At 32.4% G+C, this 25,197-nt stretch carries 14 protein-coding genes and 1 pseudogene; 12 read left to right on the plus strand and 3 right to left on the minus strand.

Annotated elements, in window-relative coordinates; translation table 11 throughout:
• The 5 genes from KQA_RS0201050 to KQA_RS0201070 all read left to right on the plus strand — a co-directional run.
• Positions 1–2,258, plus strand: a 2,258-nt coding sequence (locus tag KQA_RS0201050) for a gliding motility-associated C-terminal domain-containing protein (RefSeq protein ID WP_010177308.1), incomplete at its 5' end; no start/stop codon positions are given.
• Between the two features lie 62 nt (positions 2,259–2,320).
• A complete protein-coding gene (locus KQA_RS0201055; RefSeq protein WP_010177309.1) occupies positions 2,321–3,271 on the plus strand; it encodes a PorP/SprF family type IX secretion system membrane protein in 951 nt (316 codons plus the stop codon).
• 12 nt (positions 3,272–3,283) lie between these two features.
• Complete coding sequence (locus KQA_RS0201060; protein WP_029209397.1) at positions 3,284–5,269, plus strand: OmpA family protein; 1,986 nt, start codon at positions 3,284–3,286, stop codon at positions 5,267–5,269.
• Between the two features lie 268 nt (positions 5,270–5,537).
• On the plus strand, positions 5,538–5,747 hold the full coding sequence (locus KQA_RS20630; RefSeq protein WP_010177311.1) for a transposase: 210 nt from the start codon (positions 5,538–5,540) through the stop codon (positions 5,745–5,747).
• Between the two features lie 477 nt (positions 5,748–6,224).
• A complete protein-coding gene (locus KQA_RS0201070) occupies positions 6,225–6,998 on the plus strand; it encodes a T9SS type A sorting domain-containing protein (protein WP_010177312.1) in 774 nt (257 codons plus the stop codon).
• A gap of 367 nt (positions 6,999–7,365) precedes the next feature.
• Here KQA_RS0201070 and KQA_RS19360 read toward each other — a convergent pair.
• Both KQA_RS19360 and KQA_RS19365 read right to left on the minus strand, forming a co-directional pair.
• Positions 7,366–8,525, minus strand: a pseudogene (locus KQA_RS19360) (IS256 family transposase).
• A 191-nt stretch (positions 8,526–8,716) separates the two neighbouring features.
• Positions 8,717–10,228, minus strand: coding sequence for a T9SS type A sorting domain-containing protein (locus KQA_RS19365; RefSeq protein ID WP_010177313.1), 1,512 nt, complete (start codon positions 10,226–10,228; stop codon positions 8,717–8,719).
• A gap of 486 nt (positions 10,229–10,714) precedes the next feature.
• Between KQA_RS19365 and KQA_RS19370 the strand changes: the two genes are divergently transcribed.
• The 3 genes from KQA_RS19370 (at position 10,715) to KQA_RS0201110 (ending at position 18,077) form a co-directional block, all read left to right on the plus strand.
• Positions 10,715–11,866, plus strand: a complete 1,152-nt coding sequence (locus KQA_RS19370; RefSeq protein WP_010177314.1) for a T9SS type A sorting domain-containing protein — start codon at positions 10,715–10,717, stop codon at positions 11,864–11,866.
• A 499-nt stretch (positions 11,867–12,365) separates the two neighbouring features.
• Positions 12,366–15,167 (plus strand): LamG domain-containing protein, encoded by a 2,802-nt coding sequence (locus tag KQA_RS0201100; protein ID WP_010177315.1) that lies wholly within the window; start codon positions 12,366–12,368, stop codon positions 15,165–15,167.
• Between the two features lie 441 nt (positions 15,168–15,608).
• Positions 15,609–18,077, plus strand: a complete 2,469-nt coding sequence (locus KQA_RS0201110; protein WP_010177316.1) for a T9SS type A sorting domain-containing protein — start codon at positions 15,609–15,611, stop codon at positions 18,075–18,077.
• Between the two features lie 1,072 nt (positions 18,078–19,149).
• On the opposite strand, the gene KQA_RS19375 is transcribed toward KQA_RS0201110, so the two are convergent.
• A complete protein-coding gene (locus tag KQA_RS19375; RefSeq protein WP_010177317.1) occupies positions 19,150–20,850 on the minus strand; it encodes a LamG-like jellyroll fold domain-containing protein in 1,701 nt (566 codons plus the stop codon).
• A 411-nt stretch (positions 20,851–21,261) separates the two neighbouring features.
• On the opposite strand from KQA_RS19375, the gene KQA_RS0201120 reads away from it, so the two are divergent.
• From KQA_RS0201120 to KQA_RS0201135, 4 genes are all read left to right on the plus strand, one after another.
• Positions 21,262–21,693 carry a leucine-rich repeat domain-containing protein gene (locus KQA_RS0201120; RefSeq protein WP_010177318.1) on the plus strand — a complete coding sequence of 144 codons (432 nt, stop codon included), beginning with the start codon at positions 21,262–21,264 and terminating at the stop codon, positions 21,691–21,693.
• A 153-nt stretch (positions 21,694–21,846) separates the two neighbouring features.
• Complete coding sequence (locus tag KQA_RS19380; RefSeq protein WP_010177319.1) at positions 21,847–23,646, plus strand: leucine-rich repeat domain-containing protein; 1,800 nt, start codon at positions 21,847–21,849, stop codon at positions 23,644–23,646.
• A gap of 22 nt (positions 23,647–23,668) precedes the next feature.
• Positions 23,669–23,812, plus strand: a complete 144-nt coding sequence (locus KQA_RS19770) for a T9SS type A sorting domain-containing protein (protein WP_010177320.1) — start codon at positions 23,669–23,671, stop codon at positions 23,810–23,812.
• Between the two features lie 327 nt (positions 23,813–24,139).
• Complete coding sequence (locus tag KQA_RS0201135; protein WP_010177321.1) at positions 24,140–25,162, plus strand: T9SS type A sorting domain-containing protein; 1,023 nt, start codon at positions 24,140–24,142, stop codon at positions 25,160–25,162.
• The last annotated feature ends 35 nt before the right edge of the window (positions 25,163–25,197 follow it).

Consider the following 25,197-nt stretch of genomic DNA (forward strand, 5'->3'; position numbering starts at 1 on the left):
CTGATACACCTTCAGGTACATATGTAGTAGAATATGAGATTTGTGAAGTTGGAGCAAGTCCAGTGAATTGTGATAAAGCAGAAGCTACTATAGTTGTTGCGAATCCAATAGTTGCGACTGATGAAGACTTTAGTGCTACCCCATTAACCGTAGGAGATAGTAGTCCAAGTGTTATTGATATGAACGACACTTTGGATGGAAGTGGTCCAGTAACCGTTGGAATAAATCCTGGTGATGTAGGTTTAACAGGTACTAATGTTCCAGCAGGTTTAACATTTAATCCAGATGGTACGATTAGTGTTGATGCTGATACACCTTCAGGTACTTATGTAGTAGAATATGAGATTTGTGAAGTTGGAGCAAATCCAGCGAATTGTGATAAAGCAGAAGCTACTATAGTCGTAGCGAATCCAATAGTTGCGACTGATGAAACTTTAGCTCCAGTAGATACGTTAGGAGGCGATGTTACAATACCTTCAGTAATAGATTCTGGAGAAACTTTAGCAGGAACACCAGTTACTGTTGGTACAGGAGCAGGTGATGTTACAGTTAGCCCTAACCCAAGTGGAAGTACCCCTGTAGGTTTTACATTAAATAATGATGGCTCAATAGTTGTCCCAGAGAATACACCTTCAGGAACTTATACTGTAGATTATCAGATTTGTGAAAATGGGTCAACACCAGCAAATTGTGCAATGGCTACAGCTACAGTTATTATTGATAATTCGATAGTAGCTACTAGTGAAACTTTAGCTTCAGTAAATACTGTGGGAGGCGATACTACTACACCATCAGTAATTGATTCTGATGAAACTTTAGCTGGTATTCCTGTTGTTATTGGTACAAGCCCTGGAGAGATTACAGTAAATGATAACCCAAACACAACGAATCCAACAGGGTTTATTGTTAATCCAAATGGTACTATTACAGTGCCTGAAGGAACACCTTCTGGTTCTTATGATATAGAATATGAAATTTGTGAGAATGGAGCTTCACCAGTAAATTGTGCTATAGCTGTAGCAACTGTTGTAATTGAAAACCCAATCGAAGCTGAAATAGATGACTATACTACAACATCAATTACAGGAGGAGCATCTACACCTAATATTTTAGGTAATGATACTTTAGCGGGTAGCCCTGTAGTTTTAGGAAGTGCTCCTGGAGAGGTTAGTTTAATAGGAACTAATGTTCCTAGCGAATTAACATTGAATCCTGATGGAACAATTACCGTAAGTTCTACGGCGTCTACAGGAACGTATACACTAGAATATCAGATTTGTGAAAATGGTACAACACCTGTAAGTTGTGATACTGCAACAGCTACCGTTAGAGTAGAAAACTCATTAGTAGCATCGAATGATGACTTTACATCTACTCCTTTTGGAACAGGATCTACTACGCCAAGTATTTTGGATAATGACTCTTTAAATGATTTAGGACCAGTTGTACCAGGAACAGGAATAGGAGAAGTAACTTTAAGTCCAGTAAATATACCTGAAGACCTAACTCTTAACCCAGATGGAACGATTACCATTGCGGATGAGGCTTTGCCAGGAACTTACACATTAGAGTATCAAATTTGTGAAAATGGAGCAAACCCGGCAAAATGTGAAACTGCAACAGCTTCTATAGAAGTATTGGATGATCCAATCCAGGCGACTAATGATGATTTCACAGCCACACGTTTTAGTCCAGGGGATACTACTATTATTGTTATAGGCGATAATGATACCTTAAACAATGAACCTATTGATCTCGGTATAGGTACTGGTCAGGTTACTATTACAGATAATCCTAATGGAACAAATCCAGAAGGAATTAAGGTTAATCCTGATGGTACAGTGACTATAGACTTAGATGTAAAGTCTGGTTCTTTTGTAGTGGAATACCAAATTTGTGAGAACGATGCTGTTCCAGCAAATTGTGATGTTGCTTCTGTTTTAATAGAAGTAGCGGCTGGAGATGTAGAGGTATTTAATGGTTTATCTCCTGATGGGAATGGATTAAACGATTTCTTGAGAATTGATGGACTCCAAGACACATCAAGCAATTCGATTGAAATTTATAATAGATGGGGAGTTAAGGTTTACGAAACTAAAAATTACGGTTCGAACGGTAACGTATTTAGAGGTTTCTCTAATGGACGTGTAACGATAGATGAAAACCAATTACTTCCAACAGGTACTTATTTCTATGTTTTGAATTATACAAAAGACAATAGAAATGAAGTGAAACAAGGTTATATATATATAAACTAAATCATCTTAATATCATTGGCTCTGTAATTTTATGCAGAGCCATGATTTAAATCATAAATATCATGGAAAAGAAATTTTTTAGATCAGCTATGGTAATTTTAGGAATTATTATTTCTACAGTTGCACAAGCACAGCAAGATCCTCAATATACCCAGTATATGTATAACCCTTCTGTAGTTAATCCTGCTTACGCAGGGTCAAGAGATGTGTTAAGTATTGTTGGATTACACAGAAGTCAATGGGTTGGAGTAGAGGGAGCACCTAGAACACAAACCTTAGGGATTCATTCTCCAATAGGTATAGGTCGAGTTGGTTTAGGAGGGAATATTGTACACGATGAAATAGGGCCATCTCAAGAGACCTATTTGACTGCAGACTTTTCATATACAATTCCAACTTCTGAAAAAGGTAATTTAAGCTTTGGTATTAAAGCTGGAGCTCATATTTTAGATGTTGATTTTACTAAATTGAATATATCTGATGCAGGTGATATCTTCGATAGAAACATAGATAATAAAGTAAGTCCTAATATTGGATTAGGTTTGTTTTATTACACGGATAAGTTCTATTTAGGGTTAAGTGCTCCTAATTTACTTCAAACTAGACATTTTGATAATGTGAATATCAATACCTCAACAGGTTCTAGTTTTTTATCTAAAGAGCGAGTACACTATTATATTACTACAGGTAGGACATTTGATTTAAGTAGTAATGTGAAGTTTAAACCCGCGATCCTTTCAAAGATTGTCTTTGGTGCACCATTACAATTAGATCTTACGGCTAACTTTTTAATATGGGAGAAGTTAACTCTGGGTGCTGCCTATAGATGGAGTGCTGCTTGGAGTGCATTAGCAGGTTTTCAAATATCAGATAGTTTAATGATTGGCTTCGGCTATGATCGAGAAACGACTCCGTTAGGGGATACTTCATTCAATGATGGAAGTTATGAGGTAATGATGCGATTTGAACTTTTCAGAAAGCAGAATAAAATAATAACACCAAGATTCTTCTAAACTTAATTGATTATGAATACTAAAAATATTAAAAACGTCATATTATATTCTTTCTTGGGGTTTTCAGCATTAGTTGCTCAGGAACAAAAGATAAAAAAAGCAAATAAAGCTTTTGAAAATTACGCATATATAGATGCTCAAAAAACATATTTATCCGTTGTAGAACAAGGGTATACTTCTGCAGATGTATATGAGAAATTAGGAGACTCTTATTACTTTAATGCGGATTTAGAAAGTGCTGCTATTTGGTATGGTAAATTATTTTATGAATACGCCTCGAATGTTAAGCCAGAGTATCTATTTAGGTATAGTCACGCATTAAAGAATATTGGTAATTATGAATTATCAGATAAAGTAATGGAGCAGTTTGGCAAAGTTACTGGGGTAAAAGAGCAACGTGTAAAATTCTTTAATAAGGATCGTAACTACTTGGCATTAATAGAAAAGCAATCAGGTAAGTTTAAAGTATATAATGTAGAAGGCGTAAATACTTCGGGTTCAGATTTTGGGCCAAGTTATTATAACGATAACACTATTTATTTTGCATCTGATCGCTCGAATATAGCTAAAAAAAATATTCATACTTGGACTAATGCACCTTTTTTAAATCTTTTTAAGGCTGATAAAGATTCGAATCAACTTACGAATTTAAATAACTCTTCAAAAGTAAACGGGAATATTAACTCTAAGTACCACGAATCTTCAACTGTATTTACTAAAGATGGTAAAACAATGTATTTTACTAGAAACAATTATACAGACAAAAAGAAGAAATCAGATACTAATGGCACTACAAAGTTAAAACTTTACAGAGCCGTTTTAAAAGACGGAAGATGGTCAAATGAATTAGAGTTGCCTTTTAATAGCGATGAATATTCTGTAGCGCACCCAGCATTATCAAAGGATGAAAAAAGGCTTTATTTTGCAAGTGATATGAAAGGAACAAAAGGGCTTTCAGATTTATTTTTTGTGGAGATTCTTGGGGTAAACAAATATAGCGAGCCTCAAAATTTGGGAAGTAATATAAATACAGAAGGAAGAGAAACCTTTCCTTTTATTTCTAATAATGGGGATTTGTTTTTTGCCAGTGATGGACATATTGGACTTGGAGGCCTTGACATCTTTATAGCTAAAGCTACACCTAGTAAGAAAAATTTCGAAGAGGCTTACAATGTAGGGAAACCTATTAATAGCAAATATGATGATTTTTCTTTTATTCTAAATTCATCAAAAAAAGAAGGATATTTTACTAGTAATCGTGAAGGAGGTTTAGGGAATGATGATATCTATGCATTCGAACAAGTAGAAGAGTTGATTACAACATGTGACCAGTACTTGAAAGGTATAATAACTGATGCAGAAACAAGAGCACTTTTACCAGGATCAAAAGTAACCTTGTTAACTGAAGATTTAAAGCCTATTACTTCTACGGTCGCAGATGGTAATGCATTTTATGAGTTACCAATAGAATGTGATAATAAATATGTAATCCGAGCAGAAGAACCTAATTATAAACCAACTGAAGTTGATTTTGCATCCTCATCGGTTTTTGAGTTCAATCATAACCAGCCAATTCAATTAAGAAAAGGAGCTCCTATTATTAATAATGTGGCAGCCAAGGTTGGTGATGATTTAGCAAAATTGCTACAGCTAAACCCTATTTATTTTGATTTCGATAAAGATTTTATTCGTCCTGACGCAGCTTTAGAATTACAAAAGGTGATAGCAGTTATGAAAGAATATCCAAATTTAGAAATAGATGTTAGAAGTCATACGGATAGTAGAGCACCTTTTGCTTACAATATTGACCTAAGTACTCGAAGAAATAAAAATACGATCAAGTACATTGTAGAAAAAGGAGGTATGTCTACTTCTCGATTGACAGGTAGAGGATACGGTGAAATAGAACTTACTAATGAATGTGCTGATGGAGTTAATTGTAGTGAAGAAAAGCATCAATTAAATAGAAGAAGTGAGTTTATTATTGTAAAGCAATAATTATTTTTGTTTTATGCATTTATAAGTTAGTAGTAATTAATGTAAAAATCGTCTGGAAATTTAAATTCCCAGACGATTTTTTTTATTTGAGTGTATAAAACCACCGTCAAAGACGGTGGTCATGTTTTAAGGGCTTTGCCGTTCTTTAGATTTGACCATCAAAACTCTTTTCAAGATGAGTAAATATAGAAAACTAACGCACGTGTATTACAAGTGTAACTACCACATTGTTTTCACTCCTAAGTACTAATTTCGTGTTCTATTAGGAATGATAAAATCATTAATCGAACATGACTTTCAGGTTCTCAGTAGTTGGAAAGATGTTCAAATTCAAGAGTTGAATAATCAAAAAGGTCATGTTTATATGGTCTGCTCTATTCCTCCCAAGATATCAGTGTCGCAATATATAGGGATTATTAAAGAAAAAATAGCAATTAAACTTTTTAAAACATATCCAAGCCTAAAGCAAAAACCATAATGGGGAAATCATTTTTGGTCAAGAGGTTATTTTGTTAGAACGATTGGTTTGGATGAAGGCATGATAAAAAGGTCTGTAAAGTATCAATCTCACAACGAAGGGAATTAAGGTGTTGCCCCTGTAGGGCTAATCTGAAAATCAAAGCCTCCGTTCTAACGGAGATTTTTTACTTAAAGTATCAAAGCCTTATTATGTAGCCTTCAGTATTAAAACGCTGTAGGTCTAATATGTAAAATCAAAGCGTTTTTTTAAATTACATGTCGTAATATTGTTATATGTTGTCGTAATAGTTTAATTTTGCCCAGCAAACCTAAGAAAATGAAAAGAAACGTTTCTGAACTTTTTAATAGTTATGCCATTCATATTTTCTCATGGGCAAGACTTAGATTACAAAAATCTAGACAGTGCGGATTAAAAAGGTGTTGGCAACAATAAGGGTGCGTTCAACATACATAAATAACCTTTAATATTAATTTTATGAAAACCAAATTACTTTATCTTTTTACTTTTATTACTACTTTATCCTTTAGTCAAACAAATTTAGTCCCAAATGGGAATGTTGAAAGTTGGACAAATTCTACAACATTAGATAATTGGATAACCGAAAACAATGTTTCTCAAAACACTACTGACTCAACGGAAGGAAATTCAAGCGCATCTTTATTAATCATTGGTAATAGTTCAGTTAACCCAAAAATTGTTACAAAAGTTCCTTTAACGAGTGGTATAACTTATACTGTTAGTTACAAATTTAAATATACGACTTCGAGTTTTACTGGATCTAGATCCGTATGCTTAAAATTAGTTAAAGATGGTAGTGCAACTACAACAACTAGGTGCTCAACACTTAATGATAACTTATGGAATTTTAAAGAAATAACATTCACTCCTGATCAAACAGGAGATTATGATTTAAGTATTTCAACGTCCAATTTTTCTGGCATCAATACATTTGAAGTACTAATTGATGATATAAAAGTTTTTGATCCTTTAAATTTGAGCGTTGATTATTTTAAAAATGATGATCAAAATCAAAATATTTATCCAACAATTACAAATGGAAAAATCTATTTTGATAAAATAGAAAACGTTGATGAACTTAATATTTCAGTTTTTAATTGTATTGGGCAAAAAGAAAATTTTGTGGTTAACAATAATACAATTGACTTATCTAGACTAGCGACTGGAATATATTTTATAAGTTTGAAAACAGACAAGCTGAACACTGTAAAAAGAATTCTAAAAAAATAATACAGTTGCCAATACTGTATCACAGAAATAATAAGGTTTGAGATGGGAGTTTAGTGAGAAACCCTTCATCTAAAGTAGGAAGAAAAAATGCGCAAAGAAATGCTATTTATTTCAACTAAAAACCATAGACTTTCAGAATGGAATTAATTGTGCTTGGGTGAATTACATCAAGAGATGTAGGTTATTCTAAAAAGGAATCAAAAAATTTAAAACCGGATCTTACTGAATTTAGGAAACGTATAGAATCAGTTAAAAATGCTGGTGGTAATCGAATACGATGGTGGTGGCACACGAATGTCTAGATAAGTCCTGTTTTATACACTATCCCGTAAAGTGTGTAAGTTTAAAATATGGAGGGTTTAGCTTTTTAAAGTTGAACCCTTTCTTTAAATATAGTTAAAAACAGATCCAAAATTATTCCCCAATTTCTAATAGGTATAGTCCATTTTTTAGTTGATTCTCTCAAAGCTAAAAAGGTAGACTTCATAACAGCATTATCTGTTGGGAATGAGAGTTTGTTTTTAGTGTATTTACGGATTTTACCATTTAGATCTTCAATAAGATTAGTAGTGTAAATTATCTTCCTAATCCCGACAGGGAAGTCATAAAATACGGTTAATTTCTCCCAGTTATCACGCCAACTTTTAACAGCATAAGAGTACTTTGATTCCCATTTTTGAGCAAAATCGTTTAATGTAGCTTCTGCTGCATTCTTGGTAGGAGAATTATATATTTCCTTCATGTCAGCAGCGAACTCCTTTTGTCCTTACATACTATATATTTGGCTGCATTTCTAATCTGATGTACTAGGCAAATTTGAGTAGTTGATTCAGGTAATATATTACGAATAGTCTGTGTAAATCCAATGAGATTACCCGTTGCTGTGATCAGTAAATCTTCTACACCTCGAGTCTTCATATCTATAAGTACATTCATCCAAAAGGCTGCTGATTCATTTTTGCCAAGCCATAATCCAAGAACATCTTTCTTACCATCTCTAAGTAGGTCAACAGCTATATACATAGTCTTGTTAATCACTTTTTAGTTTTCTCTAATCTCAAAAACGATGCCATCCATTCAGGTAATTAAATAAACAGGTTCTAAAGGTCTATTTTGCCAAGCAATAATATCATTGCTTATACGATCTGTAATTCTTTAAATTGTAGAGGTAGAGATATCAGAATTACTCATTGCTTTTGCATATAGGCTTATGACGACATTTTCAATACCATCAACTATATTTTATCGCTTAGGAACCATCCATTGGATTAAAAGATGATTTACGATCTCGAGGAACCTTAATTTCGGTCTTTCCTAATGATGTTTTTATCTTTTTTGTAGAATACTTATTACGAGAATTAGTATTCTCTGATTTTTGATGTTTCACATAATTAAGGTGAGCATCCAATTCGACTTCTAGAATTTTTTCAACTCTGGCTTTTGAATCGATTTAAGAAAACTAGTAAGCTTTTTTCCTATTTTGAATTGCTTAAAAAATTCATCGTTCAAGAAATCTTCTTTTTTCATAAGTGCATAAAATTTAAATTTGATCAAAAAAATATCTGGGGTCATGACCCCAGATATTTTAAACTTTACACACTTGGTGATATACTACTAAAAAAAAATCATCTAGAAATTTTACTTTCTAGATGATTTACTTTGTTTATTAAATGATAGATTTGGATTTCTATGTTTTGTGGAAACTTAATTTGAAATAACTATTGAACGACCAATTTGGTAACCAGAGTATGTTGGTTTTTATTGATTTTAATTAAATAAATTCCTGAAGTCAATTTACCAATGGTTATTTTATTAGATGTGTTTTCTACTTTTTTCTGTAGTACTAAATCTCCTTTTAAATCATAAATATAAAGTTTAGCACCTTTTATGTTTTCGTTTACCATTAAATTAAAAATTTCATCTTTTACTGGATTAGGAAAAATACTAAATCTTTTTTCTGTTTCATTTCTAAATTCCGAAATAGAAAGAGAATCTTCAGTAAGATCAATAGTTGTCTTTTTTATATCTCTATCAGTCATAAAATTACCATCAACCTCTCTAATTATTGCTCTCACCTCATAGTCGTTAGCAATAGGCCAAGTATCTTCCGTTTGTATTGTAATAGTAACAGTGCCGATACCAGCATCAACTTTTTTCTTTGCATTTCTAAAAAAAGTACTACCACTAGGATCATAAAGCGCAACAACAATATCTGCGCTTGAAGTTGCCTCATAATGTACTTCTACATCAAAACTCTGTCCTTTTATAACATCATCTGGTACATCATCAATAGTAACTATATCATTTGTTACTAAATTTTTTGGTGTCAACTCCCAAGTTCTCACCCAATCATAATAAGTTGTGCGTTCTTCTTGTGTACCACCCATGCCTTGTTGCCCATCATTGGGCACCGAGTTCCACTTATAAGTTTCTGTTACTAAACGTAAATACATATCAAGATTAAAATCAGCCTTAGGAGTAATTGAATGAACTTCCTGCCCATCTAGAAAAAATATTAGTTCTTTTGGACTTTTCCACCAACATCCATAAACATGATAGTTAGCCCATGCTTCTTCATTTATAGGACTTTCAGTACCCCTAGAACCAGTAGGTGTTTCTGGACATGATGTATTCCTGCTATGAGAATTTGAATTCATATTCTTGTTGTAGTCTTTTTTGTTTGGGTCGGTACTGGTAACCAGCCCTACTACTTCAACGATATCCAATTCAGTAGTTCGACGATCACACCCAGTAAAATCATCAGGTCTATTTATCAACCAGAATGTTGAAGACATAAAAGTTTTGTTAGCTTTCATTTTCGCTTCAATGTAATATCCAACACTAGCTTTTCTTTTAGACCAAATATTCCCACATCCATGTGTATACGTTTCACCATCTATAACTCTCGGGGAATCTAAAAGATAATTTTCTAATCTTAAATGTTCTGCAGCAACTGTGGCTGATTTTTCTTGAAACAATCCCGGAGGTCTACCAACCCACAAATCCGCTCTTGTATTTTCCCATTTTGTAAGATCAAGTTTAGGACTGTCAAATTCATCTGACAAATCATCAATTAATTTCCAACTTTTACTATCAGGACTAGGATCTTGACCTAAATTAAACGTTGGGTTAGTTGGTTTTGTTTGACCGTGTAAAGATAAAGTAGTTGCTAGGCACCAAAAAACTGATCTTAAATGGCCACCTGAGAAAAAAGATTTCACATTAAACATTATTATTTGATTTTGATTAATACGGTGCGAATATAATAGTCAAAGTCAGTGGAATATTATATCCAACTAATATCGGTGTGCGAATCCGTTGAAAGGCGTTTTTACGGGTTTAAAAGCAAACTGTTTTTGTTTGTTAGAGAAAGAAGTTCTTAAGTGTCGAAAAAAGAGCTTGTTCTTGTTTAAAAAGTTAGCATCTGTTCTTACTAGTTCTAGTCTATACTGTAAATATGTGGAATAGCCTCATAGATTAAATTTTGTTAAGTATTTTGAAATGATATGCTATTAAATTTTGTGTTGTTTTTGGTATGAAAAATATTTGTTTTATACGTTTTTATTTAAAATCAGCTGGGTTATTTAATCAAAATTCAAATACTTTAAAAATATTATGCAACGTATGGTTTTTTTAATTAAAAAAAACCATTTGTGTCAAACTATAACGTTATAGTTTGATCATATTTGCCCATGTAATCAAACAACTAATTTTTTATGAGGAATTTTTTAGTATTATCGATTTGTGCCATTTTTTCCAATGTTTATTCTCAATGGGATACGGGGTGGTTTCCTAATCCAGATAATTATGTTCCAAAGTATAACGGCAAATCCTGGCAAAGACTGGGCTGGATGTCAGATGGCTTTAACGATGGGTGGTTAAATGAAACCAAGTGGAAACGAGGTTATTTAAATGAATGGAATGATAAAGGTAGGACGCGTTGGAACTCATGGCCTGATTATGTGAAAGTCAGTAATACCTGGGGGCAAGGTTGTGCCCAAATTGGCCATTATTGGAATGACGCGAGTGCGGGAGGATGGGCGAATACTATAAGTTGTGGTATAATTAGCTCTAGAAACACAGTAAAGTACCCAGTCTATTTAGAATCAAGAATTAGAGTTGCAAATACAGAGTTATCTTCAAATTTTTGGTTATTGGATACAGGAGAAAATAGAAGAGAGATAGACGTGCTTGAATGTTATGGGGGGAATTCATGGAATGGAAACAGAGCTACATCTAATTTTCATTTTTTTACTGATAGTGACCGTAAAGACCACTTCAAGAGATCGGATCATTGGAGAGGCTTTCCTTGGCGAAATAATTTTCATCGATTTGGTGTTCTATGGTTAAACCCATGGGATGTTAGATTTTTTATTGATGGAAAAAGAGAAGGATACAATTTCTATAGTATAAATCTAAAAACAAAAGATGGCTTACAATTAAATAAAGATTGGTGGAATTATAGCACAGAAATGAAAATTATTTTAGATGTAGAGGAACACAAAGGAACAGCCCAAGATCCTATTTGGAAGTATAAGCAAGGTTTATGGAATACAGATCGTAAGATGTTAGTGGATTGGATTGGGGTTTGGAAACCAAATACTGGGGGTAAGAAATTAAATACTTCATCAATTAATACTGCAGAGCTTCCAAAAGTATACCCAAACCCTGTAAAACAAGGGCAGGAGTTGGTTTTAAGTAATATAGAAAAGGGGCAAAATTTTATTTTTTCTAGTGTAGACGGGAAAATAATATCTTCTTTCAATATCCCGCATGAGGACAAACTATTTTTGAATACTAAAGATATAAGCCCTGGGTTGTATATACTTCAAGTTGATACGAATGTGATAAAATTAATAGTTAAATAGTTTGAAAAAACATCTATTAAATGATCATTTTCGAGTAGTTCCATGTTTTTCGTCGTCGAATTAGAGGGTAAGAGGACTCTAACCACTTTCTGATTATTTGCTTCAAATATATTTTATAAAAATATATCAAGAATAGTGATGGATTTAAAATATGTTAAACTTGGAGTTTTCGACCTACTATTAAAAGAAAGCACCTTTTGATAAAACACTTGCTTTTAGAACTTATACAATCGATGGTAATTTTAGTTAGCATCATAAATATGATTACTACGCTTGATATATTCTATTCTTGAAAGTTCAATATATGACAATACGGCCTATAAGCTAAATCACTAAGCAATACTAAGTGTAATACAAACCTATCTATCGGGATAATAAATAAAACTATTTATTCGCTAAGCAAATATTATACTTGATTAAACCATGCTTCAGTATTTGTTTTAAGATATCCAGATAATCGATATAACAAAAAATATTAATTCTATAAACAACTAATTTTATGAAAAATTATTTATTATTCATGTTATTTAGCGTGCAATTATTATTTGCACAAAGTGTAAAGCTTCCTGAGGGTTTTACAAAAGACAGCTCATTATCAGATGATTTTAATTATGGTAGTGATAAAAAGGGAATGTCGGATAAATGGGATGATTTTAACAGCAGTGGTTGGAAAGGTCCTGGTCCTACGGAATTTAGAAGTGAAAATATTACTTTTAAAGATGGTAAATTAATAATTAAGGCTAGTCATTTTGAAGGTGGAGAAAAACATTTTGAAAATGGACGTACATGGACCAGACAAGTTCACACAGGTTATTTAGTAAGTAAAGAAGATAATCCTATATCACCACCAGTATATTTTGAAGCAAGTCTAAAGGCGAATGCGATAGGTTTAGCCAGTAATTTTTGGGCAAAAAGAGGAAATATTGATAATAGTTCCGAAATCGATGTAGTTGAAACGTATTCTGATACTGACAATGGAAGTAACAATTATCATTTTTTTAGAGATAAGAAGGATTATAATGATCAAAGAAGGCCTCCAGTAGGTAATGATGTAGAGTCTAATTTTAATGTCTACAGTTGCTTTTGGAAAAGTAAAACAGAAGTTATTTTTTATGTTAATGGTAAGCAAACTAGACACATTTACCCATGTGCGCCTGATCCAAGAGATAGATTGGTTGATCCTGCTGGAAGGTTTTTTGATGAAAATTTAAGAATTATTTTAGATTGTGAGGTGCACACATGGAGGATAAAACAAAAAATTGCAAACGCTCTGCCTACCAAAGCAGCCTTAGACAAACTTACAGATGATCAGCAAATGCAAGTTGATTACATGCATGTTTATAAACCTGGATCAGGTTATAAAGTTTCAGATCCTTGTGGCAGTGATTCATCAGATTCAACAGACAGTGCAGCTGATGACAAGTCCTTTTCATCGTTATCTTTTAACCAGTCAACAGAAGGAGCAAATAATAATCCATTAATTCTAAGCGCACCAAATACTGTAGAAAGAAATATTAAAGGTTATCCACTGAAGGCTTCTTTTTCTCAAGATGGTTATGCCATCTTTCATTTAAAGGATAGAAACAATGGGTGGAAATCATATGGTCACGTAGGTAAACAAGTGACATCTGGGAAACAATATAATTTTTGGTTGAAGACCAATGAGTATATATCAGGGAACAATCTAGATTTAGTATGGGAGATTAAGGTGAATAATGGAGCTAAAGGTTTTGCTGTAAAGTCAACCAATGTAAATAATGGTGGCAACAATCAAGATACTTTCTCAAATAATAGTAGTCCAACAATTCAAAACGCCCCCAGTTCTATAGTTAGAAATATTAAAGGCTACAATTTACAGGCTTATTTTCCACAAGGAGGTTATGCTATATTTCATTTGAAAGACAAAAATAACGGTTGGAAATCATATGGCCAAGTAGGCAAGCGAGTTACATCGGGATCTACACATAATTTTTGGTTGAAGACAAATCAATATATATCAGGTAATAACCTAGATTTAATATGGGAGGTTAAGGTTGATAATGGCGCTAAAGGTTTTGCAGTAAAATCAACCAGTTTAAACAGCGGTGGCGGTAACCAAAACACTGTTTCAAACAATAGTAATGCAACAATCCAAAATGCCCCTAGTTCTATAGTTAGAAATATTAAAGGTTACAATTTACAGGCTTATTTTCCACAGGGAGGTTATGCTATATTCCATTTGAAAGACAAAAATAACAGTTGGAAATCATATGGTCAAGTAGGCAAGCGAGTTACATCGGGATCTACACATAATTTTTGGTTGAAGACAAATCAATATATATCAGGTAATAACCTAGATTTAATATGGGAGGTTAAGGTTGATAATGGCGCTAAAGGTTTTGCAGTAAAATCAACCAGTGTAAACAGCGGTGGCGGTAACCAAAATACTGTATCAAACAATAATAATCCAACAATTCAAAATGCCCCTAGTTCTATAGTTAGAAATATTAAAGGTTACAATTTACAAGCTTATTTTCCACAGGGAGGTTATGCTATATTTCATTTGAAAGATAAAAATAACGGTTGGAAATCATATGGTCAAGTAGGCAAGCGAGTTACATCGGGATCTACACATAATTTTTGGTTGAAGACCAATGAATATATATCAGGTAATAATCTAGATTTAATATGGGAGTTAAAGGTTGATAATGGCGTTAAAGGTTTTGCAGTAAAATCAACTGGTGCAAACAGTGGTGGCGGTAACCAAAATACTGTATCAAACAATAGTAATCCAACAATTCAAAATGCCCCTAGTTCTATAGACAGAAATATTAAAGGTTACAATTTACAGGCTTATTTTCCACAGGGAGGTTATGCTATATTTCATTTGAAAGATAAAAATAACGGTTGGAAATCATATGGTCAAGTAGGCAAGCGAGTTACATCGGGATCTACACATAATTTTTGGTTAAAGACCAATGAATATATATCAGGTAATAATCTAGATTTAGTATGGGAGTTAAAAGTTGATAAAGGTGCTAAAGGTTTTTCAGTAAAATCAGCGTACGTTAATAATGGTAATAAGTCTTTAATTCAAAAACAAAGTGATGATTATATTGTAAAATCAAATAGCATAAAGTTTATTAATTATACTAATAATTCCTCTTTCAGAGTTTACAACCTATTAGGTGAGCTGAAGGATGTAGATATGATACATTCTTCTGATTCGGTAATTCTAGATTTTAGTAATATGAATCATGGCGTCTATTTGGTCAAAACTTCTAAAGAAAAAGTAATTAAATTTTTAAATAAGCGTAGGTAGTATAATAGCTTATGTGATATGAATGAAAGCGATTGGTATTGTATTTTAGGATAAACTGCGTATAGTTATCAGGTTTCTTCTCTTGTAAAGAAACAATAATTAAGTTACTTAAGAATTAATTCAATACCAGATTTAAAAAAATTGAAGTTTATTGGCTTTGATTTCACCATAACCCCATTGAATATAGTATTCATGGGGTTTCTTGTCTTTTCTAAATCAGTTTTTTTCATAAGCATTGGATATTTCAATTTTTTTGACAGATAACTAAATTTACAATGTATGAATTGATAATTGTTTAGTGTATAGTTATGTACTAAGGCATTTTGCTCTAAAATAATCTTTAAATAATTGTTTTGGACTATTATCTAAAATACCTATTTTGCCCTATTTTTTATAGTATAAAGAGAGCATAGTTTTGTGATTAATTTAAAAATGAGAGAAATGAAAAAAAACTATGGATTACTAATTATGCTGTTCTTCAGGGTATTCACTTATGGACAAGTTATTCTTAACATACCTGATGTAAATTTTAAAAATGCATTACTAAATAACGACCCCGTAATTGATACCAATGGTGATGGAGAAATACAAAACGGTGAAGCCTTTGTATTTGGAGGACCTTTGTTTTTGGATAACAAAGGGATTGTTGATATGACTGGTATCGAAGCGTTCAATAATGTGAGGATTATTCGTGCATCATCCAATCAAATAGAAACGATAGATCTATCAAAACATACTTCGTTACAGGAATTGTATTTGTCAAACAACAAATTAAGACAATTAGATCTTTCTAAGAATTCGAGACTACTTCGTCTTGAGGTAGCCAGTAATAATTTGGTTTCCTTAGATCTTAGCTCAAATGCAAATATGAGAAATGTAAATGTAAGCAGTAATACAATAAAAATTCTCGATTTTTCGAATAGTCCCTTTATGGAGCGATTTATAGCCAATGGAAATGATTTAAGGTTCATAAACGCGCAGAATGGAAGTAATACAGGGTTGACAGACTTTGTGGTTAGCAATAATCCAAATTTAAGCTGTATTATGATCGACAACGTTGTTAGTTTTATTGTTCCTCTTACTTGGGAAAAAGATGCTACTGCAAGCTACAGCGAGAATTGTGTTGCACCTATTGTCAATATTCCAGATGCTGCATTTAAAGGGATTTTATTAAACCATAGTCCAGCTATCGATACCAATAGCGATGGAGAAATACAAATTTCGGAAGCGGAAGCGGTGTCCAATATAAATACCTCTCGTAATGGAGATATAGAAGATTTAACAGGGATCGAGTATTTTGTGAATTTACGAACATTAGATTGTAGAGCTAGTGCGCTAAAAACATTAGATGTAAGTAAAAATGTAAATTTAACAACACTATATTGTTCGTCTGGTGAAATTACTAGTTTAAATATTTCTAAAAATACAGAATTAGAGGATTTAAGGTGTGGGGATAATTTTATAAAATCATTAAATATTTCAAAAAACCCGAAGTTAGAGATTTTATTAGCTGATAAAAATGATATGGAAACGTTTTTTGTTTCAGATATCGAAAATACGGTTTTACATACACTACACGTGCAGGAGAACAAGTTGAGGATTCTGAATGAAGCTAAATTTCCAGCCTTGGTAAGTTTTAGATGTGAGCAGAATCTAATTACCAGTTTAGATATTTCAAATAACCCTAACATTAGGACTTTTTACGCCTTTAGTAATGCGCTAACCTCATTAAATCTAAAAAACGGGGCCAATACCCTTTTTAGTCCTCTACTAACAAATAATCCAGATTTATACTGTATTAAGGTAGATGATGTCGATTATAGTAATACGAACTGGAATGGCCTATCGAATAAAGATGATCAAGCGGTATATAATGAAACTTGTAGTACTAGGGGTATACTTATACCAGATGACAATTTTAAAGAGGCATTACTAAATTACATCCCAGTAATAGACATCAATCAAGATGGACAAATACAGTCTTTCGAGGCTACAGCTTTTACGGGTACGATGAATGTAGTAAATAAAGATATAGCTGATTTGACAGGGATAGAGCATTTTACGAATATCACAAACTTATTTTGTAACAATAATAGTCTAACGGCTTTAGACGTATCTCAAAACACAAAGTTAACTACCTTACATTGTGGTTTTAATGACCTTTCTGCTTTAGACATTAGTAAAAATACAGAGTTAATAGATTTGTTTTTCAGCTTCAATAAGATCAAAACAATAAATATTGCTTCGAATACAAAATTACAAACACTAATAGGCTTTAATGCTGAGTTGGAAACCCTTGTAAGTGCTAGAGATAATTATCCAAGTTTAACACGATTGTTTTTAGCCAATAATAAGTTATCAACTTTAATTACAAGCCCGTTTTCGAATTTACAGATATTAACCTGTCAGGACAATGAGATAAGTGCTCTAGATTTTTCTCTTAACACAAAAATTACTGAAATTTTAGTACAAAATAATCAATTGACAAGTGTCGATCTTAAAAATGGGAATAATGGCATATTCAAGTCCCTAGATAGTGATTTTTCAGGGAATTCAGATTTAGAGTGTATCCAAGTAGATGACTTAGACTTTAGTAATAACCGTTGGATAGGCTTGAAAAGAGATTCAGGAGTTCAGTTTAGCGAAGATTGTGGTGCGAATTTAAGTGTGAATGAATTCGAATTAACAGCAAACACCAATATCTTTCCTGTGCCAGTAATTGATCGTTTAACAATAAACAGCATATACGATATCGTAGCTGTAGAGGTGTTAAACTTGGCGGGGAACACGGTATTATTATCAAATGAAAATACAGAGAGTATCGATATGCAAGACCTTCCATCAGGCTTATATCTTTTAAAGATTACCTACAATGAAGGAGTGGTGTATAAAAAGATAATTAAAAACTAAGAAGATAATCTTATCTAATCATTGAAAGGGCTTAGTATCAATCCGGGTACTAAGCCCTTTTTATTGCTTTTACTGAATATCCGTAAATACTAATAATTAGCATTGTGTCATCCTTTATTTCAGGATCTCATCTAGAATATGAAAATCAATAGGATGAGATTCCTTAAGCAAGGAATGACGAAACGCTACTAGATATTATCAATTACGGATATTCAAATTGCTTTTTTCTTCTGTTATATAATTCACAAAATTTTACAGTTAGTTAAAATTTACTTCTTATTGTGTGATTGTATCTTTCAAACACAGTTCAGGAAGTAATACCATTTAGACTTTAAAGACGTCATAATAAAATGTTCTTTTTTCGCTGTCTTTTGAAAATAAAAATAAGCCGTAACCCTGCTATGCTTGATTTTTCTTTTATATCGCTTTCAAAGCCTAAATGGTATAATATTCAAGGAATCTGAGTCTCTATTATATTTTACAGGTGTCATCTCTCGTGATTTTTCGTAATGAAATGTAAAAAAATAGTACTTTGACAAAACTCAGTAGAGTTATCGAGAGATAAGTTTTGATACAAATTCACTTCGTTAACCTGCTGTAAATCAATGTTAAAATACGTAATTATTTTGGAAAAATTAAACTCGGGTAAGGAAGAACGAAAGTCAATAATTTCGCTAATAAATAAGGGGAAATACCTAGAGTTTTAATGTGAAGGTGTATGCTATTGAATACTGATTTAGCTATATATTATGAGAAAAGGATTGAGAAAGGGAAAATGATGTATTTTGAAATTATAGAAGATAGAAAAACTAAACATAGCCTTAGCTACGTTTCTTTTTTATGTTGAGCTAGAATTTTAAAAGGCACATTTTAACCCAGTAAATTCAAATAGCTAATGGTATTAGAAACAAAATACAGTAAAGAGTATCTGCGCCGTAGTAAAAAGAGGCACTCCATATGGATATGCCTCTTGGTAAGAAAAAATTACACTAAAAAGTTGATTGAGCCATGTAAGGTAATTTTATTATGGCGTTTTTAAAGTTTAAATGGTATTAATCGAAGACGCCTAAAGCTATTCTTTAGCAAAACGTAGTGTTTTAGCATCATTCTTGAACTTTAAAAGATATAGACCTTTAATCAAATTACTAATATCTATTGTTTGGTTGTTATCAATCGAGCCTTGTTTTACAGGTTGTCCTAATAGATTGTAAATTTTGAATTGTCCAGATGTGTTTAAATTACTAACCTTTATAAAGTTTTTTGCGGGGTTAGGGAAAAGTTCAACTCTAGCTCCAGTTAAGTCAAAATCATCGATGCTTAGCGTAGCTGTTTCGTTATACAATGTTGTTACTTCTGTGTCTGATATAGCTCTAGTCCATAAACCAATTTCATCTAAATTCCCATCAATGGCCTGCGGTGAACCAGGCAAAGGGTATCTAGAAAATTCTAAAAATAGTTGGTAATTAGGATTGGCATATATGCCTTGCAACGAGGTGTCAGAGGCTTCTAAATTACCATCAATATAAATTCTTGCAGTTTGCGTACTCAAATCATAAGTACAAGTTATCATATGCCAGTCCGTAAGATCAGCGCTGGTATTTGCATAAATTAAAGCGGCATTAGAACCAGCATCACTTCCTAGTCCTAATCTAAACCCTTGATTTGGTATATATACCAACGAATAGCTGTAACGGTCGTAGGCACTTCCACCATAACCACCTCTGTGGAAAATACGTTGCGTTTTGTTAATGTCATTTGTTTTAAACCAAAAGTTAATCGTAAAAGAAGTTGGTGCAAAATTAAATAATGTAATATTATCTGCATTATCAAAAGCATGACTTCGATTAATGGCACCAGAGCTAACTACCGTACTGAGTACTACTGTAGGGTCTTCATTACCAATTTCATCTACAACTGTTTGACTGTCTAAACTGTAATAGTGCGCTATATCGGTTGTAGGAGTAGTATCTGGTAACTCATATTTTATGATTTTACCATTATCAAAATCAGATATATATAAGTCACCTTTGTATGATGTAACATCTCCAACGGCGCTTATATTCAGCAATTGTCCAAACGTACCTACAGGATCATTAATGTTAAAACTTAATAATCTACCAGTAGGATTTTGTAAAAAGTATATAGTATTATTAATAGCTGTCATGCCAACGTTAATTCCAGCTAGTAATGGTTCTTGGCTACTGTTTATGACATTGCCTAATGAAGGGGTATTTGCTGTAAGATCGAATTTCCTAATAGCATTTTCTTGCGTTACATAAGCATCATTGCCAATTTTTACAAAATCGTAAATAAGGTTTGCTCCAAATACTAAGGAAACATCAATTGTAGGGTTGTCAAGATTAAATTTGAAAACATTATTGTTTGCACCCTTGGTGTATAAATAATTATTATGAATTAACATCCCCTGAGGTTGTTCAATGCCAACAAAAAAATCTTGTCTAGTTGCTGGTAAGCTTGATGTAACGTCTACTCTTGAAATTCTGTTAGCTTCAGAAACATATAGCGTATTACCATTAAAAACTAGCTCTTTAGGGGTATCTAAGCCAGTAACAACTTCTACTGGGCTAGGATTGGTCTGAGTAAGATCAATTTTAAGAATTCTATTGGCTGTGAGTTCTGTAAAGTATAATTCGTCACCATTTATAGCAATGCCTCGAGGCTTAGTTAATCCTGTGAGAATATCTGTAGTTTGTGCAGAAGCAGCTGTTAAAAAGGAGAAAAACAGTCCCAGTAAAACGTGAAAATATTTCATAATTTTTATTTGTTATTAATGGGTATAAAACTATAGCTCACACGTACGTTGAAAAATAGGGCAAAATGGGTATTTTTTGGTGTAATTGTAAAAACACCTAAATTTTAAGATGATAATATGATTTTGTGTGATATCTAAAATTCTTTCGGATTTTTGGCTAAAGACTCACTTATCGTTTTTTTAAACGATCTCACCGTAATGAAGTTGTATTTGCAAATCGCTTGACGATTTGAAAAATACCCATTTTAGCCTATTTTTTTTAGTCTGTTTGAGGGATAATTTTGTATTTAAATGATAAATCAAATACAACTAAAGATAAGTTCCTTTATATTCCTCGTACACCTTTTGGTGATAACTATTTATGGTCAGGGATTTGTTAATATACCCGATGCACATTTTAGGTAGGCATTATTGGGTGATTTTACCAGTCACCCTAATATAGATACCGATGGTGATGGAGAAATACAAATTGCAGAGGCTAAGGCCGTAGAAGTATTAAATTTAAGAAATAAAGGTATTCTAGATTTAAGAGGGATAGAGTATTTTGTAAATTTAAAAGAACTATATATAGAACACAATCGGTTAACAAGTCTAGATATTTCTAAAAATAAACAGTTAAAAGAATTATATGCTCAAGGTACTCTCTTAACTACACTGAATATTGCAAGCAATGAAAAACTTGAGGTCGCGGATATTCGTGGAGGTGAATTAGAGATGTTAGAGGTTGATAACTGTGGTAACCCTCATTTACGAGAACTTATACTAACAGATTGCTTTTTTACAAACTTGGATAAATCTAAGTTTCCTAATTTGAAAATACAGTTTTGTAACTATATTGATTAGTTTACATTATAGCTTAAGTGTTAACGAATTCTAGTTTACAACAAATACTGTACGTAAACACAGCCATAGCAAATGTTACAAATACCCATTTTACCCTATTTTTAAATACACAATACGTGTCTAGTTTTGAAGCTCAAAAAAAATAACTAGACAATGAAAAACAATTATTTCTTACTAATTACACTATTTTTAAGTGTAACACTTTTTGGTCAGTCTGTGGTTAACATCCCAGATGTCAACTTTAAAAACGCACTTATAAATCATAGTCCAACAATTGATACGAATAGTGATGGAGAAATACAGTTAACAGAAGCAGAGGCTTTTTCTGGTTCACTTGCGGTATCTAACAAAAATATTTCTGATTTAACGGGTATAGGGGCCTTTATTAATATTACTCGTTTAGGTTGTTCTGGAAATAATCTAAGTACTATCAATATCTCTAATAATAAAAAAATGCAATTTTTAGCTTGTTTAGAAAATCATTTAAAAAGTTTAGATATTACTAATAATTTAGATTTAAAAGCCTTATGGATCAATAGCAATGAAATGGAAACCCTAGACCTTTCTAAAAATTTAGCTTTACAAGAATTATCGTGTTTCAAAAATAATCTGTCAAGGTTAGATGTCTCTAAAAATTTAGACCTGCAAATTTTCTATTGTTATGAGAATAATTTGACAACGATAGACATCTCTAAAAATGTAAATCTAAAAGTTTTATGGTGTAGCAACAATGATATAAAGTCATTAGATGTTTCTAAAAATATGTACTTAAGAGAGCTATCTTGTTCTAATATTAATCTAACCTCCTTAGACATATCAAAAAATTTAGAATTAGATAGACTTTCTTGTTCTAATAATAAATTAACTGCTCTAGATCTCTCTAAGCATACAAAGCTAGAAAGATTAAATGCCAGCAACAACCAATTAACTCGATTGAATCTTAAAAACGGAGTAAATACAGACTTCGAGCATAGTTTCTTAAACTTTAGAAATAACCCTGATTTAACCTGTATCCAAGTAGACGATGCCAACTTTAGTAATACCAATTGGTCTTCGATTAAAGATGATACAGCTGATTTTAGTGAAGCATGTGATTATGTTATAGTGTTCCCTGATGCCAACTTTAAAACTGCGTTATTAAATCATGATCCAGTAATTGATACCAATGACGATGGCGAAATACAGATTTCGGAAGCTGAAAGTGCCATTACTCTAAATATAGCAAGGGCAAACATTAATAGCTTAGAAGGTATAGCCTATTTTGTGAATTTAGAAGAACTTTTTTGTGCTATAAATAATTTGGATGCTATCGATATTTCACAAAATGTCAAATTGAAAAAACTGTATTGTGCTTCGAATAATTTAAGGGAATTAGATATTGCAAAAAACACGGTATTAGAAGAATTGTCTTTTGGTTTTAACGGGGTAAAAAGTATTGCCCTAACATCTACAAAATTGAAATTAATAACAGCCACAAATGGAATATTGGAAGAATTACTTGTGCTAAGAGGTACAACTTATCCCGATCTAAAGGAAATATATTTGACTCAAAATAATTTAACTCAATTATTTCTTCCTGCTTTTCCTAATTTGGAGTTTTTGTCCTGTGCAGACAATAAGCTTACCTCACTAGACTTGTCAAGTAATACTAAGATTAAAGAGGTCTATGCCTTTAACAATCTTTTGACCGAAGTAAATCTAAAGAATGGAAACAATGAAAATATAGATGTTACACGAGGCTTAACAAGTTTTGCTCTCAATATTGATTTAGATTGTATCGAAGTAGATGATGTAGCCTATAGTAATGCCAATTGGCAAGGGATTAAGGATAGTGCAACACAGTTTAGCGAAGATTGCGGTGCGGGGCTTAGTATTACTGATTTTGAATTAGCTTCAAACACTAGTGTCTTTCCAATTCCTGTAATCGATGATTTAACCATAAATAGTAACTAACTATGATATTGTATCATGCGAGGTGTTAAACTTGGTTGGCAAAACAGTACTAGTTGCAAATGAAAATCCAGATAGTATCGATATGGAACACCTTCCTTCGGGCTTATATCTTTTAAAGGTTACTTATAATGAAGGAGTGGTCTACAAAAAAATAATGAAAAAATAAGGTGATCACTAACCATTGAAAAGAGTTTGGTCCAGTGTACTAAGCTCTTTTCATTTGCAGTGGCTATGGGTAATACCATTTGAGCTTTGAAAGCAGTATTAAAGATAATTAAGATTTTTTAGATGTATTAAAAAAGAAAAATCAAGCATAGCAGTACTACGGTTTATTTTTATTTTGAAAAGACAGTGAAAAAAGAACATTTTATTAGGGCATTTTTAAAGCTCAAATGGTATAAATCTCGTGCTTATCTAAAAAATACCCATTTTGCCCTATTTTTTTAAGTTCGTGCAGAGAGTAGTTTTGACCTCTAAAGATAAACAGAATAAAATGAAGAAAAACTACTTAATATTTTTTGCTCATCTCTTAGTGTTGGCAATTCATGGCCAGGGGATAGTTAATATCCCTGATGCAAACTTTAAAGATGCATTATTAAACCATAACCCTGTAATTGATACTAATGGAGATAGTGAAATACAGGTGTCTGAAGCCGAAGCGTTTCTCGGGCGAATCAATATTTTTGCTAAAAACGTCTCTGATTTAACAGGTGTTGAGGCTTTTGTGAATATAAGTGGGTTGAATTGTGGTTTTAATAATTTGACCGAAATAGATGTATCAAAAAATACAGAGATAACATTTTTAAGTTTCGGTCTAAATCCAATAAAGCAGATAAATATATCTTCGAACCTAAAGTTAGAAGAATTGTTAGGGAATTTTTCAGATTTAGAAACACTTTTGATGCCAAACGTGATTAATGAAAATTTGACGGATATATTTTTAAATGATACTGAAATTTCCCAGTTGGACACTACTCCTTTTCCTAATTTGAATATTATAAGTTGTATAAATGCAAAATTGAATTCGTTAGATGTGTCGAATAATACAAAGTTGAGACAACTTTTAGTTCAAAATAATCGTTTGGTTAGCTTAAATCTTAAAAACGGGAATAACCCTTTTTTATTAGGGTTTGATAGAACAGCATCTAATTTCACTAATAATCCAGACCTTGATTGCATACAAGTAGATGATGCTGACTTTAGCAATACAAATTGGGGGACAATTAAAGATAGCGGAGCACAATTTAGTGAAGATTGCCAGGGGAGTCTTGGTATTGAAGAACTGGAATTAGCTTCACACACTAGTGTCTTTCCAATTCCTGTAATCGATGATTTAACCATAAACAGTAAATATAATATTGTATCATGCGAAGTGTTAAACTTGATCGGAAAAACTGTGCTAGTTGTAAATGAAAACACAGATAGTATTGATATGGGACACTTTCCTACTGGAGTATATCTTGTAAAGATTACTTACGATGAAGGAGTGGTGTTCAAAAAAGTATGTAAAAAATAGTTTTGTTGTTGGTAGAATGGTGGAGGGGTTGGTCC

The sequence above is a fragment of the Aquimarina agarilytica ZC1 genome (assembly GCF_000255455.1).
Lineage (GTDB): Bacteria > Bacteroidota > Bacteroidia > Flavobacteriales > Flavobacteriaceae > Aquimarina > Aquimarina agarilytica.

Coding starts and splice junctions, on each gene's coding strand:
- KQA_RS19380 (WP_010177319.1), top strand. CDS start 21,847: ATGAAAAACAATTATTTCTTACTAATTACACTATTTTTAAGTGTAACA.
- KQA_RS19375 (WP_010177317.1), bottom strand. CDS start 20,850: ATGAAATATTTTCACGTTTTACTGGGACTGTTTTTCTCCTTTTTAACA.
- KQA_RS0201070 (WP_010177312.1), top strand. CDS start 6,225: ATGAAAACCAAATTACTTTATCTTTTTACTTTTATTACTACTTTATCC.
- KQA_RS20630 (WP_010177311.1), top strand. CDS start 5,538: ATGATAAAATCATTAATCGAACATGACTTTCAGGTTCTCAGTAGTTGG.
- KQA_RS0201055 (WP_010177309.1), top strand. CDS start 2,321: ATGGAAAAGAAATTTTTTAGATCAGCTATGGTAATTTTAGGAATTATT.
- KQA_RS0201110 (WP_010177316.1), top strand. CDS start 15,609: ATGAAAAAAAACTATGGATTACTAATTATGCTGTTCTTCAGGGTATTC.
- KQA_RS0201100 (WP_010177315.1), top strand. CDS start 12,366: ATGAAAAATTATTTATTATTCATGTTATTTAGCGTGCAATTATTATTT.
- KQA_RS19365 (WP_010177313.1), bottom strand. CDS start 10,228: ATGTTTAATGTGAAATCTTTTTTCTCAGGTGGCCATTTAAGATCAGTT.
- KQA_RS0201135 (WP_010177321.1), top strand. CDS start 24,140: ATGAAGAAAAACTACTTAATATTTTTTGCTCATCTCTTAGTGTTGGCA.
- KQA_RS0201060 (WP_029209397.1), top strand. CDS start 3,284: ATGAATACTAAAAATATTAAAAACGTCATATTATATTCTTTCTTGGGG.
- KQA_RS19370 (WP_010177314.1), top strand. CDS start 10,715: ATGAGGAATTTTTTAGTATTATCGATTTGTGCCATTTTTTCCAATGTT.